Here is a 13,921-nt window from a genome sequence, read left to right as displayed (position 1 = left end):
TGTTACTCCTTGAGGCCGCCCGCGGTCAGGCCGCGGACGATGTGTTCTTGCGCGAGGATGACGAGCACGGCGATCGGGATGATCCCGATGAGGCTCGCGGCCGCCATCATGTTGTACATCTGCGTGTGTTGCTGCTGGAAGTTCAGGATCCCGTACACCAGGACGGCCCAGTTCTCCGGCGAGCCGTCGGTCATGATGAACGAGAAGAAGAACTCCCGGTAGACGCCGATGAAGACGATGATCGCGGCGGTCACGACCCCGGGCGCCGACAGCGGCATGATGACCCGGAACAGCGCGCCCAGCCGCGTCGTCCCCTCCACCCTGGCGGCGTCCTCCAGCCCGTCGGGAATCTGGCTGTAGAACGTCGTCAGGATGAAGATGGTGATCGGCAGGCTGAGCATCGTGAAGGGGAACACCATCCCCCACGGCGTGTTGTAGAGGTCCGGCGTCGGCGTCCCGAGGATGCTCAGCGAGCCGGTCAGTAGCTCGAACAGCGGGATGAGGAACGCGATGCCCGGGAAGTACGAGATCACCAGCAACAGCAGGAGTAGCGGCCCCTTCCCGGGGAAGTCCACCCGCCCGAAGGCGTAGCCCGCGAGGCTCCCGAGCGTGATGCAGACGATCACCGTGATCGTCGCGATCAGGATGCTGTTGAAGATGTAGTGGTGCAGCGGGTACTCCTGGACGACGGTGAGGAACACGCCGACGTTGAAGTTCTCCGGCACGATCCCCATCTGGTAGAGCTGGTTGTCCGGCGTCACCGCGAGCACCAGCAGCCAGTAGAACGGGAACAGGGTGATCATGATGAACGATACCAGGCCGACCCAGAACCCCAACCGGTACACGTCGGTGGAGTTGTGGATGGCGTACTTGACGATGCGGCCGGTCAGGCCGCTGTATTGCTGTTCGCTCATGACGCATCGGCCTCCCGGAACCGCACGACGTACACCATGATTATCACGCCGATGACGACGGCGGTGAGGAACGCGATGGCGGACGCGGTAGCCCAGCGCTGCTGTCTGAACGTCTGGACGACCAGACACGTCAGCGTGGGGACGGTGCTACACCCCGCCGACGCCTCGACGATGCCGTAGATCTTCATCGAACTGATCGTGTAGAAGATCATCCCGATGAACAGCACCGGCTTGATCTGTGGCAGGGTGATCAGGCGGAACTGCTGCCACTTCGTCGCGCCCGCGACCTCCGCCACGTCGTAGAGGTTCTGGTCGATGCTGGCGATGCCGGCCATGATGATGAGCGCGATGAACGGGATCTTCCGCCAGATGTCGATGAGGATGATGATGATCGTCGAGTCCTGGCTGCTGATCAGCGGATTGGCGCTGAAGATCCCGAGGTTCGCCAGCGGCTCGACGAACGGGCTCAGCGACGGCTGGAACAGCAGGAAGAACATCATCCCCTGGATGACGATGGGGATCGACCACGGGAGGATGACGATGGTCCGCGCGTACCGTCGCCCCTTGAACTCCTTGTTGAGGATGATCGCCATCCCGAGGCCCAGGACCGTCCCGATCGCGACGCTCACGCCCGTGATGAGCAACGTGACGATGAGCGCGCTGGAGAACGGCGCTTGCAGGTCGAAGAACGGCGAGGTCAGGATGGCGTTCGCGTCGCCGCTGAGTATCTGGACGTAGTTCTCGATGCCGACGAACTCGCCGATGGGGTGGACCCCGGTCAGGTCGTCGTCCTGTAGCGAGAAGTAGAACGTCCTGACCAGCGGGTAGAACGCCAGCACCCCCAGTACGAGGAACACGGGCGCGACGAGCAGGTACCCGTACTTGTCCTCGTCCAACTGCTCGATCTTGAGGAAGACCGGTGAGACCGCCTGCTGGACTTTCTGTCTCATCGTGCTAGTGTCAGGCGTCGCCCAGTGGCTTGTAGATTTCGGCGGGCGGTGTCGTGGCTGGCGTCACGCTCAGGACTCCTGTTCCTCGATCTGTTCGACCTGGCTCTGTGCGGCGGCGACCGCTTCCTCGGGCGACTTCTGCTGATTGAGGCAGGCGTGGAACTCCTGGCCGATCGCGGACTTCTGGGGGTCCCAGACGGCGTTGATCGGCGGTGCGAACTGGTTCTGGGACTGGAACTGCAGCGTGTCGAGGTACCGGCCCATCACGTCGATCTCCTGTGCTCGGTCCGACTCGAACAGCCCGGGCTTCGGCGGCGTCGATCCCAGTTCCTCGAAGATGGTGAGGTAGAACTCGTCGGAGGTCATCGCTTTGATCGCCTCGACGGTCGCTGCCAGCTTCTCGGTGTTGGGGTTGATCGAGAGGTGCCAGCCGCCCAGTTTGGCGTTCGTGCCGCCGGCCCCCTCGTGTGGGGCCTCGGACTCCGAGACGCCGTAGGGGTAGGGCATGACGCCGAGGTCCTCGCCGAAACTGTCCTCGCTCCCGTACTCGGCGATGGCGAACGACCAGTTCCGGTGGGTGATCGCCTCGCCCGCGTTGAATGACTCCATCGACGGGGAGGTGTCCCAGCCCAGCGCGTCCGACGGCGTGATACCGCCGGTGAGTCCCTCGATCGCGTACTCGTCGTCGCTCCCGTAGAGGAACGTCCTGAACTGCCGGAGCGTCTGGATGGTCTGTTCCTCGTCGATGGTGACGGGCCGGTCGCCGATGGGCCCGTTCTGGTTCGACATGTCTCCGAAGTAGTTGCCCCCGTTGGTGACGAGGTGCTCGTAGCCGGTGATGCTCCCGATGTTGCGCTGGTTCATCGCCGTCGTGTAGCCGTGATCCGTCCCGGCCTCCTCCTGGGCCGCTTTCGTGACCTCTGCGAAGTACTCCCACGTGAGCGGTTCCGTCGCCCAGTTCTCGCCCTCGGGGTCGTAGCCGGCGGCCTCGACGAGGTCCTTGCGGTACTGGATGGTCGGGATGTCGATGAACTGGGGGATGCCGTAGAGGCCGCCGTCCCAGCGCATCGAGTCGACCATCACCTGCGAGTAGTCGTTTTCGAGCGCGCTCAATTTCTCCTCGCCGAGGACCTGTGTGAGGTCGAGCAGCCACTCTCGGGGAGCGAAAAACGGCGTGTACGCGAAGTTCGTCAGCATGAAGTCCGGCGTCGTCCGCCCGGAGGAGAGGATCTGGTTGTAGCGGTCCTGCAGGTCGTCCGCGCCCCACACCGTCGTCGAGAACTCGATGTCGATGCTCTGGGGCATTCCGGCGTCGTAGGCCGCCTGCTTGAGCGTGTCGGCGACGTTTCCGAACAGCGGCGCGGTGCTGTACTCGACGGTGACGTCTTCGCCGCCGTATTCGAGGTCGTCTGTCGATACGTCGCCGCCGCTGCTCCCGTCGCCGCCACCGCCGTCGCCGCCGCCTGTGCCCGAACAGCCGGCCAGTCCGACCGCCAGCCCGGACGCACCGACTGCGGTGACGAACTGCCGTCGGGAGAGAGCGCGGCCGCTCCTGTGACTAGACGTATGGGTATTGCTGCTGTCGCGTGCCATATGCTGGCTATCATGGTCGCGGTATATAAAATTATTGTTCACGTATATCTCGGCGCTCGCTGACACCGTTCGGCGACCGCGTATTGCCTGAATTGCAAGGCCTCTGGCGCTCTGGCGGCCGTTCACCCAAAGCTATAAGAACGATACGTCTGATTTCCTACGCGCTGTGGCAACACAGTACGCACTACCATGAGTGACGACGATACGCGATCCGACAGTAGCGAATCGGCAGCCAATCTCCCCCTCTCGCGCCGCGGGGCGCTCGCGGCGCTCGGGACCGGACTCGGCGGCCTCCTCGCGGGAACGGGGGCCGCGAGCGCCCAAGAGGGAACAAACGGCAGCGGAAACCAGCCGTGGTACGACTGGGGGGCCGACGTCGACGCCGGCGAGAACGCCCTGACCAACCTCGGCTCGCTCTCGATGGCGGGCGGCGACGCCTCGATATCGGAGCTCACCGGGACGAACCTCTCCGTGACGGACGGGACCCTCAACGCGAGCGGCGGTACTCCCGGCTCGATACACGTCGTGACGGAGTACCCCGGCGAGACGCTCGATCAGAAGGTCGACAACGTACTCGCGGCCCTGCCAGAGGGCGACGACATCCCGAACCAACAGCCCGGTCATCGGATCGTGATTCCGGCTCCCGATCCCGAGGACCCCGCCGCGGCCGACGGGCTCCCGGCCTGGCGCGTCGAGTCGCCGATGACGATCGGGAACAACACTGGAAAGCTCGTCTTCGACATGGGCTGGACGCTCATCTACGCGACCGACACCATCGAGAGTTTCTTCGTCATCGGCCCGGACGAGAAGACCGAGAACATCACGCTCAACGGCGGGATGTTCTACGCGAAGGAGAACCTCGAACGGTCCTTCGTCGACATCCAGGGCCTCGGTCACGGGCACCTCTCGCGGATGTACCTCCAGAACCTCGAAGGGCGCAACACCGTCCCGGCCGGCGTCCGATTGGCCGACTACCACGGTTCGAGCGAACTGACCGTTCACGACACGGAGGTCACGGGCTGTACCGACGCGTTCCTCGCGGAACACGGGAGCGACGACGTGCCTTACGGCCCGGCGTTCGACCTCGACATCTACAACTGGCGGGGCGGCGGCGGCGAGCACAGCATCCGCATCGACGGCGGCGCGACGATCAATCTGGACTCCGTCCAGTGCGGCGGTCACCCGCTCCAGTCCGTCAGCGAGAGCATCGTCAAACTGGAGAACTCCGTCACGTCGGTGCGGAAGGTCTCGATCCAGAACGTCCGCGAGCGCCACAACGCGATGGAGTACCACAGCGGCGTCACCGTGGCCGACGTGACCGACGGCGAGGGCGACCGCCACGACGGCGTGTACATCCAGAACGTCGACTGCTACAACGCCGAGGTCGGCACCGACCTGGAGTACGTCACCCACTTCGACCAGCAGAACGTCCGCCCCGCACCGGCCGTGAGCGACGACGCCGACGGGTCGACGCGCTGGTTCGACGACGGTGTCGAGCGCCACCGGACCGACGAGGCCCACGCGTTCCACGCGGGCGACGACGAGGCGTCGCTCGTGGTCGACGGCGCGGACGCTCGTGTTCCCGGTGCCGGAGACGGGGTCGTGCTGACGACGCCCGACGGGTCCGCCCGGTACCGCGTCCGCGTCGACAACGACGGCTCGCTCGTCACCGAACAGGTCGACGACGAGTAGCGGCGCGTGCTGGCGCGCCGTCGTCCCGGTCAGAAGCGAACACCCAGTCGTCGTTCACGGCGGTCCAGTATTACTGAACTCGAAGTTGGCATCGCTGGAATAGATTTATCAATGTTGCCGTTCTCGTGTCGACTATGGCCGACCAGCAGAACCCGAACGCGGTCAAGACCGCTCAGACGACGTTCTCGATACTCGAGGAACTGAAAGAGCGAAACGGGGCCACCGTCACGGACCTCACCGACGCCTTCGACCTCTCGAAGAGCAGCATCCACAACTACCTCACGACGCTCGAAGACGACGGCTACGTCATGAAAGACGGGAACACCTACGAGGTCGGACTGCGACTGCTCGACCTCGGCGGTCACGCGCGCCACCGGGAACGGCTCTACGACATCGCGAAAGACGAGGTGGACGAACTGGCCGCAGAGACGGGGGAACTCGCGAATCTGCTCGTCGAACAACACGGCAAGGGCGTCTACCTGCACCGCGCCCACGGCGATGACGCGGTCAAGACGGACTCCTATATCGGCCAGCGGGTCTACCTCCACAACACGGCTCTCGGTAACGCCATTCTCGCTCACCTCCCGCGTGCGCGGGTGGAGGCGATCATCGACCAGCACGGCATGCCCGCGACGACGGAGAACACGATCTCCGACCGCGACGAACTGTTCTCCCATCTGGAACAGGTCCGGGAGGAGGGCGTGGCGTTCGACGACGAGGCCCGCCTCAAGGGCCTCCGCTGTGTCGCCGTCCCCATCGTCAACAACAACGACACCGTCGAGGGCGCGATCAGCGTCTCCGGGCCGACCAGTCGCTTCCAGAACGAGCGCTTCCGCGAGGAACTGCCGGAGAAACTCAAGAGCGTCGCCAACGTGATCGAACTGAACATCACCTACACGTGAGTGGGACGCGATGCGGTGTGTCGGTGCCTGTCACGAGCGGCTATCGGGCCGTCGGAATCGATCGACGTCACACGACAGGCCGTGCCAGGATAACACAGACAGGGGGTCAGCAAATCTGGACGAGCGTTCAGAACTACAAAAACCTCGAACAAAGTGCTCCGTCATCCACTATCTATGGACTGATATCCGGTATCAGACCTGAGAGCGACAGTGATACTGAACAACAGCCCAAGATGGCATCGGCCGAGCCCCGGTCGTCGACCCAGCTATCGACAGTGGATGGGTTCTCGGTCCGCAATGAGAATAACAGATGTACGCCTATTATGTGATCCGCCGAGACGCGCCTGGCCGGATCGGTTTGCCACAGCTACCGAGGTGTCGAGCGACGGTCGGTGCGACCGGAACTTCTACTCGATCGAGAGGTCGCTAGTCCAGCTATCTGTATGATATTCATACGGTACTGTGTCAACGCCAGTGAAGGAGAAGATAATCCGTCGAAAATAGCCGCTTCAGTCGAAATGTCGGCTCCGCGATGTCGAAAGACGGATTCCCACACCGTTTGCACCGAAACACCTCCAAAACGAGGAGAGAAATCCTCTAAGAGATTGTTTCAATTTTCTTCGGTCCGACAAATCACGAGACAGGCGGACTACCTATCGAAAGAAACGATATCTAAGTATTACATCAGTTTGTCGCCCCTGGTCAGCTGTCAGCGGACCGCACACTGTCGTTCGCCGGGCCTGTCTCTACCGGGCCGCGCGGTATGACAGATCAGTCCTCGCCGGTGCGGAACTCGAAGCGCGCACCGCCGGTCCGGCCCTCGGTGACCGATACCGACCAGCCGTGTGCGTCGGCGATCTGGTCGACGATCGCCAGGCCGAAGCCGGTGCCGCTCTCGTCGGTGGTGTACCCCCTGTCGAGGACGCGCTCTCGCTCAGCCGCCGGGATTCCGGGGCCGTCGTCCGCGACGAAGAAGCCCTCCTCGAAGTCCAGCGGGCCGATGCGGACGTGGACCGCGTCACCGCCGTGTTCGATCGCGTTCCGAAAGAGGTTGGACAACATCTCGATGACGCGGTCGTGATCGGCCTGTATCGGCGTCGAATCGACGTCGAGCGACGCGTTCGGGGTCTCGATCTGGGCCCACGCGGCGGTGGCGACCTCCTCCAGAGACACCGCCTCGGGATGCAACACCAGCTGTCCCTGCTCGGCCATCGTCAGCAGGTCGTCGATGAGGGCCTCCATCCGACGGACGATCTCGTCGATGCTGTCACAGCGCTCCCTGACCGACTCCGCGTCGACCTCGTCGTCGTCCATCAGGGCTCGGAGCCGATCGACTTCAGCGTACAGCGGTGTCAGCGGGTTCCGAAGGTCGTGTGCGACTGTCTGTCCGTACTGCTTGAGCCGCTCGTTCTGTGCTTCGAGCTCCCGCTCGTACTGCTTGATGTCGGTGATGTCACGGTTGATGGCGACGAACCCGGTGGTCTCCCCGTCGCTGTCGGTGATGGGTGCGATCGTCTGGTCGATGACGTAGCGCTCGCCGCCCTTTCGCTCGTTGACGACCTCGCCCTGCCAGACGTCGCCCGCGAGGACCGTCTCCCACAGGGCCCGGTAGAACGCCTGGTCGTGTGCTCCGGACTTGAGCAGCGCGGGCGTCTCGCCGACGGCTTCCGCCGCCGTGTAGCCGCTGATGGTTTCGAAGGCGTCGTTGACGTACTCGATCGTCCCGTCCACGTCGGTGATGAGGACGCCGTGGCCGGCGTGCTCGACGGCGCTTCGGAACCGGCGCAGGTCCTGGGTGCGCTGTTTGCGGTCGGTGATGTCCCGGACCGTGCTCACCTGGTACGCCTCGCCGCCGATGGTTATCTTCGACCCGATGATCTCGACCGGGATCGTCTCGCCGGTGTCGGTCCGCTCCAGTCGAGTGTCGTAGACCCGCCGCTCGCCGTCGTCGTAGGAGTCCCAGTACGTCTCGAACTGGTCGCGATCCAGCTCGGGCGTGTGGTCCGTCATGTGGGCGTCTCGGAGCGACGCTCGGTCGGTTCCGAGCAGTGACCCGAGGTGCTGATTGACGTAGGTCGGGTAGCCGTCGGCGTTGTGGGTGGCGATGCCGATGCCCGCCTGATCGATCGCGCGCTTGAGGAACGTGAGGTTCTGCTCGCGCTGTTTGCGCTCGGACACGTCGCGGTTGATGGCGACGAACCCGGTGATGCCGCCGTCGCCGTCGGTGATGGGTGCGATCGTCTGGTCGACGACGTAGCGCTCGCCGCTCTTGCGCTCGTTGATGACCTCACCCTGCCAGACGTCGCCCGCGAGGATCGTCTCCCAGAGGTCCTGATAGAACTCCCCGTCGTGCTCCCCCGACTGGAGCATCGCCGGCGTCCGACCGACGGCCTCCGACGCGGCGTAGCCGGTGACCGACTCGAAGGCGCCGTTGACGTAGCGAATCGTCGCGTCGGTGTCCGTGATGAGGACGACGTGGCCGGCGTGTTCGACGGCGCTCTCGAACCGGCGGAGCCGGCGCTCTAAGTCTGTTCGCAGTTCCACTCGCCGGATGGCGTGTCCCACCGTGTCGCCAAGTTCCGCCAGTAACGCGCGCTCTCGCTCGTCGAAGGCGTTCGTGCGGTCGGCGTAGACGTTCAAGACGCCGTAGAGTGTCTCGCCGTGACGAAGCGGTATCGCCGCGCTCGACTGGTAGCCGCGCTCGATCGCGTCCGCCCGCCACTGCTCGTAGGCCGGGTCCGCCGGAATGTCCTGCAACACCGCGAGTTCGCGCGTCCGGTACGCACGCGCCGTCGGTCCCGTCGGGTCGTCCCCGTCGACCGTGATCTCGATGGCGTCGAGATAGCCGCTCTCGACGCCGGCGGACGCCCGCGGTTCGATGCGCTGTCCGTCGTCGTCGGCCGCACCGATCCACGCGAATCGGTACGGATCGGACTCGCTGAGTCGCTCACAGACCCGACGTTCGATCTCCGCTCGCGTTTCGGCCTCCATGACAGCCTGGTTCACGCCGCTGTACACGCGGTGGATGCGGTCAAGGTTCGTCGCTCGGTTGGCGGCTCGATACTGGCTGACCGCGTTTCGGATCCTGTTTGCGAGGAGGTCGTACTGTTCCGATCCGGTCTGTTTCTGCAGGTAGTCCGTAACGCCGGCCGAGATGGCCTCGCTCGCGATCTCCTCGTTTCCCTGGCCGGTAAAGAGGATGAACGGCAGATCCGGATACTCGTCGCGGACGGTTTCGAGAAACTCGATCCCGTCCATCTCTGGCATCTCGTAGTCCGAGACGACGCAGTCGATGGACTCGGCGGCGAGGCGATCCAGCCCCTCGCTTGCGCTCGTAGCGATATCGACGCTGAAGCGCTCGTCCCGTTCGAGGAATGTCGCCGTCAGGTCCGCGACGTCGACCTCGTCGTCGACGTGGAGAACGCGAACATGGCCAGATAAATCATGCATATTTGCTATTGGTTCGTGTAGATGGTGATTTCAGCCTTGCTATTCCCGACTCGTGAGAACACTGAAATAGTTATACCCGTCATACTATCCAATTACTTCGCAGATGGCTCAGAATACGGCGGGATCGGCCGAGGTAACGGATGACGACCACGAACCGGACGGCGGGCACGTGATCCACGCCGACGGTGACGCGGCGGACTACCTGAAAGCGGCCATCGATAGCAGGTGGTGACGCCGACAGCGAGCGCCTAGAGCCCACCGCCGCCGAACACCCAGAGGGCGACGGCCGGTGAGACGGCCAACAGGCCGCCGAGCACGACGGTTGCCCCGATGACTCGCGGATCTGGCTGTCGGACGGCCGCGTCGTATCGCCACAGCTGGCAGCCGACGTACAGCGCGCCCACGACGACGCCGCCCAGATGGAAAAACGACGGTTCCAGCGCGGTGGGAACGGACGCCACGGCGGGGCTCGCCATGTCGATTCCGATGCCGACCGCGCCGAGGATCGCAGCAGCCAGCGCGTACCCGACGCCGGCGGTGGCGTGTCGCAGGGCCGTTCCGAGGTCGGGCCGCTCGCCTCCCCTCGGGATCCCGCGCGGAGACGCGTAGCTCCCCAGCCCAGCGTACAGTACGGGGAGCGTCCCGACCCCGACCAGGACGGCGTAGGGAGTCGCCGACGCGATCGCGATGATGACCGGGGCCGTCGTCAGCAGATACGCTCTTGCGGTCAGTTCGCCCAGTACCAGCGGCGGAACGACGAGGAGCGCGCCGGCGACGACCGCGGCTACGGAGAGCGGGGCGGAGAGCTGACGGAAGCGCGCGTCGACGGGGAACATCGTCAGTGGCTGATCGTTTCGAAGGGCGGTGCAAAGCTCTTGTGTCGATGGCCGAGCGAGTGGCTACTCGTTCTGGGCGTCGGTGACGGCGACGGCGGCGAGGTTGACGATGTCTTTGACCTCGTCGTCGCGCTGGAGGACGTGGACCGGCTCGTCCATGCCGACGAGCATCGGGCCGACGGCGTCCGCCCCGCCGAGACGCTGGAGGAGCTTGTAGCCGACGTTACCGGCCTCCAGATTGGGGAACACGAGGACGTTCGCGGGCTCGTCGAACTCGGCGAACTCGTAGGTCCCGGTCAGCATCGACTCGACGACGGCGGTGTCGGCCTGCATCTCGCCGTCGACGGGGAAGTCGACCGCGGGGTCTTCGCGGAGGCGGCGGGCGGCCTCCCGGGGCTTTCGAGTCCCCTCGTTGTCGACGCTTCCGAAGTCGGAGTACGAGAGGAACGCGACGCGCGGGTCCACGTCGAATCGACGGGCGAGCGCCGCGGTCTGTCGAGCCACTTCCTCCAGCACGTCCTCGTCGGGGTCCTGATTGACCGTCGCGTCTGCGACGAACAGCACGCGGTTGCGGAACGTGAGCATGTACACGCCGGCGGCGTAGTCGATGTCGGGGGCCGTCCCGATGACCTGCAGCGGCGGACGCAACGCAGACGGATAGTGGTTGGTGAGCCCGGTCAGCATGCCGTCGACTTCGCCCATCTCGACCATGACGCTGGCGAGGTAGTTCGGGTCGGTGCGGACGCGCTCGACGGCCTCTCGACGCGTGATGCCGTTGCGCTGGCGCAGTTCGTAGAGGCGCTCCGCGTAGCGCTCGTCGTCCACGTCGCCCGGGTCGACGACCGCCAGGTCCGCCTCGATTCCCAGCTCTCGGGTCGTCGTGCTGATCGCGTCCCGGTCGCCGACCAGGACCGGTTCGGCGATGGCCTCGTCCTGCAGTCTGACGGCGGCCCGGAGGATCTTCTCGTCGTCGCCCTCGGCGAGTGCGATGCGCTTGGGGTCGCGCTGGGCCTCGTTCAGGACGATGCGCATCAGCTCCATCGACCTGTCGATGCGGGCTTCGAGCCGCTCGCGGTAGGCGTCGAGGTCGATCTCGGTCCGTGCCACGCCGCTCTCCATCGCGGCGCGGGCGACGGCGCTCGACACCTCGGTGATGAGCCGGGAGTCGAGGGGCTTGGGCAGGATGTACTCGGGGCCGAACTGGAGGGTTCGCTCCTCGTAGGCCTTCCGCACGGCGTCGGGCACGTCCTGTCTGGCGAGTTCGGCGAGCGCGTCGGCCGCCGCGACCTTCATGTCCTCGTTGATCTCGGTGGCGCGCACGTCGAGCGCGCCGCGGAAGATGAACGGGAAGCCGAGTACGTTGTTGACCTGGTTGGGATAGTCCGAGCGACCGGTGGCCATGATCACCGTGTCGTCGCGGGCGTTCTTGGCCGTCTCGTAGTCGATCTCCGGGTCGGGGTTCGCCATCGCGAAGATGATCGGGTCGTCGGCCATCGACCGCACCATCTCCTCGTCGACGATGCCGCCCGCGGAGAGCCCGACGAACACGTCCGCGCCGGCCATCGCGTCGGACACGTCGCCCGCCGGCACGTCCCGGGCGAACTCGCTGCTGTACGGGTCGAGGTCGCCCGACTCCGCCCGCTCGGTCGTCAGGACGCCGTCGATGTCGCACATCGTGATGTTCTCTTTCTGGACGCCGAGGGAGACGTAGAACTTCGCGGTGGCGAGCGCGGCCGCCCCGGCTCCGGCGAAGGCCACTTCGATTGATTCGACGTCCTTCCCGACCAGTTCGAGCGCGTTCAGGAGGCCGGCCCCGGAGATGATGGCAGTCCCGTGCTGGTCGTCGTGAAACACGGGGATCGACATCTCCTCGCGCAGCCCCGCCTCGATCTCGAAGCACTCTGGGGCCGCGATGTCCTCTAAGTTGATGCCGCCGAAGGTGGGTTCCATCGCCGCGACCGTCTGGACGAACGCGTCCACGTCGGTCTGGTCCAGTTCGAGGTCGAACACGTCTATGTCAGCGAACTGTTTGAATAGAACACCTTTCCCTTCCATGACAGGCTTCGACGCCGTGGGCCCGATGTCGCCCAGGCCGAGGACGGCCGAGCCGTTCGAGACGACGCCGACGAGGTTCCCCTTCGCGGTGTACTCGTAGGCCGCGTCAGGGTCGTCTGCAATGGCCCGACACGGCCCCGCGACGCCCGGCGAGTACGCCAGCGAGAGGTCGCGCTGCGTGTTCGTCGGCTTGGTCGTGGCGATCTCGATCTTCCCGGGCGGGTCCTGCCGATGGTACTCGAGTGACTCGTCGTCCAGTGACATACATCGACTATTCGGCTCTGGACTTGAAAAACCTGGAGTAATAACCGCTGACGACTGTAACTTCGTTCGATTCGGCCCGGTCCCGTGGAAGCCGTCGAGAGCGGGTGGTTCGCCCCGCTGGGCGGCCATCACCTCGCTTCGGTCGGGTTCACGCTGTCTCGCAGTCGGCGTCTCGGCGATGCCGACCCGTGTCCGTGACCGCACCGGTAGTGCGACGGCGCGACTGTCGTCACAGATTTTGCTCGTTCCCCAGGTAAATTTGTCAAAATTTTCTTATTCACATCAATATGATGCTTTTGTGAAAATCGAGGGTCGACCGCACGAGACGCCCCGGCTCTGCGTCGCTCACCACGGGTCGTAGCTGCTGTCCATGAGCCGCCCTCGCCAGGCCGTCAGGTCCCCGTCGGGGAGGTGCCAGACGACCTCGCCCCGCGTCGGCACGCGCATCCCGTCGCGCGTCTCGTAGTCCGTCCAGCGACCGGTCCACGGCGTCGGCTCGTAGCCACCGTCCACGCGCCGCGGGCGGTCCGTCGCGTGGACCTCGGTGACTTCGCCGTCGTCGAACGCGAACGTGAGGGTGGCCGACGCGCCGCCGTACTCGACGGTGGCGTTCGCCGTCGAGCCGTCGACTGCGTCCCACTCCACACCTTCGCTCGGCAGCAGCGCCGTCGGGTACCAGACCGCCTCCGCGAGGTACCGGAGCAGTTCGCCCTCGTTCAGTTCCGGGCTCGGATCGGCTCCGTCGATAGGGACCACGCCGCCAAGCGAGACGCTCGCGCTCCCGTCGCCCTCTCGATAGCTGTCGCGGACGCGGAGCGACACCAGCGGCGCGATGTCGACGGCCGCGTCCCAGAGAAAGCCCGGCGGGTCGACGGTGACGTACTGCGTCGCGGTGAAGGGCTTCCAGGGCGACGAGGCGTCACCGGCGCGCAGCGTACCCGCCTGTTCGAGGCGGACCGCGTCGACGTGTGGTTGGCCGTCTCGGAGGACGGTCGCGAAGTACTCGCGAACCGGCTCGGGAAGCCCCGCGAGGTCATCTGTCGCGAACGTCCTGTCGCGGCCCGTGGCGGCCGATCGTCGGAGGCCGCGGACGTGCCGCGCGGTCCGTCGCTTTCGGATGGCTGTCCCCAGGACCCCGGCGGTGAGTAGGGCGGCGGCTCCACCGAGAAGGGCGGTTCGGAGGCGGGAGCGTTGCATAGGCGTTCGTTCGCCCTGCCGGACCAGAACAGTTCCGCTCCGTCGGACCGTGCGTGCGCCAGCGGTCG

10 protein-coding genes are annotated in these 13,921 nt (G+C 65.2%); 3 read left to right on the top strand and 7 right to left on the bottom strand.

The window, feature by feature from the left end; genetic code table 11:
• Positions 1-2: 2 nt before the first annotated feature.
• The 3 genes from GM656_RS14680 to GM656_RS14670 form a co-directional block, all read right to left on the bottom strand.
• Complete coding sequence (locus GM656_RS14680) at positions 3-914, bottom strand: carbohydrate ABC transporter permease (protein WP_162414428.1); 912 nt, start codon at positions 912-914, stop codon at positions 3-5.
• Positions 911-1,864 carry a carbohydrate ABC transporter permease gene (locus tag GM656_RS14675; RefSeq protein ID WP_162414427.1) on the bottom strand — a complete coding sequence of 318 codons (954 nt, stop codon included), beginning with the start codon at positions 1,862-1,864 and terminating at the stop codon, positions 911-913. The genes GM656_RS14680 and GM656_RS14675 overlap by 4 nt, the downstream gene beginning before the upstream one ends.
• 69 nt (positions 1,865-1,933) lie before the next feature.
• On the bottom strand, positions 1,934-3,457 hold the full coding sequence (locus GM656_RS14670) for an extracellular solute-binding protein (RefSeq protein ID WP_162414426.1): 1,524 nt from the start codon (positions 3,455-3,457) through the stop codon (positions 1,934-1,936).
• A gap of 189 nt (positions 3,458-3,646) precedes the next feature.
• Here GM656_RS14670 and GM656_RS14665 point away from each other — a divergent pair, with 189 nt between their 5' ends.
• Positions 3,647-5,149: a hypothetical protein gene (locus tag GM656_RS14665; RefSeq protein WP_162414425.1), complete on the top strand. Its 1,503-nt coding sequence runs from the start codon at positions 3,647-3,649 to the stop codon at positions 5,147-5,149.
• 134 nt (positions 5,150-5,283) lie between these two features.
• A complete protein-coding gene (locus GM656_RS14660) occupies positions 5,284-6,051 on the top strand; it encodes an IclR family transcriptional regulator (protein WP_162414424.1) in 768 nt (255 codons plus the stop codon).
• A 771-nt stretch (positions 6,052-6,822) separates the two neighbouring features.
• Here the strand turns inward: GM656_RS14660 and GM656_RS14655 are convergent.
• Positions 6,823-9,501, bottom strand: a complete 2,679-nt coding sequence (locus tag GM656_RS14655) for a PAS domain S-box protein (protein ID WP_162414423.1) — start codon at positions 9,499-9,501, stop codon at positions 6,823-6,825.
• A gap of 103 nt (positions 9,502-9,604) precedes the next feature.
• Between GM656_RS14655 and GM656_RS19545 the strand changes: the two genes are divergently transcribed.
• Positions 9,605-9,733, top strand: coding sequence for a hypothetical protein (locus GM656_RS19545; protein WP_277815058.1), 129 nt, complete (start codon positions 9,605-9,607; stop codon positions 9,731-9,733).
• Positions 9,734-9,749: 16 nt separating this feature from the next.
• Here the strand turns inward: GM656_RS19545 and GM656_RS14650 are convergent, their stop codons facing one another.
• The 3 genes from GM656_RS14650 to GM656_RS14640 form a co-directional block, all read right to left on the bottom strand.
• Positions 9,750-10,337, bottom strand: a complete 588-nt coding sequence (locus tag GM656_RS14650; RefSeq protein WP_162414422.1) for a hypothetical protein — start codon at positions 10,335-10,337, stop codon at positions 9,750-9,752.
• Positions 10,338-10,400: 63 nt separating this feature from the next.
• On the bottom strand, positions 10,401-12,656 hold the full coding sequence (locus GM656_RS14645) for an NADP-dependent malic enzyme (RefSeq protein ID WP_162414421.1): 2,256 nt from the start codon (positions 12,654-12,656) through the stop codon (positions 10,401-10,403).
• Between the two features lie 345 nt (positions 12,657-13,001).
• Positions 13,002-13,853, bottom strand: coding sequence for a DUF6544 family protein (locus GM656_RS14640; protein WP_174242987.1), 852 nt, complete (start codon positions 13,851-13,853; stop codon positions 13,002-13,004).
• Positions 13,854-13,921 lie beyond the last annotated feature (68 nt).

The organism is Haloarcula salina (genome assembly GCF_010119195.1).
Taxonomy (GTDB): domain Archaea; phylum Halobacteriota; class Halobacteria; order Halobacteriales; family Haloarculaceae; genus Haloarcula; species Haloarcula salina.
The sequence above is the reverse complement of the archived record's forward strand: the minus strand, read 5'-3'. Positions and strand labels throughout refer to the sequence as shown.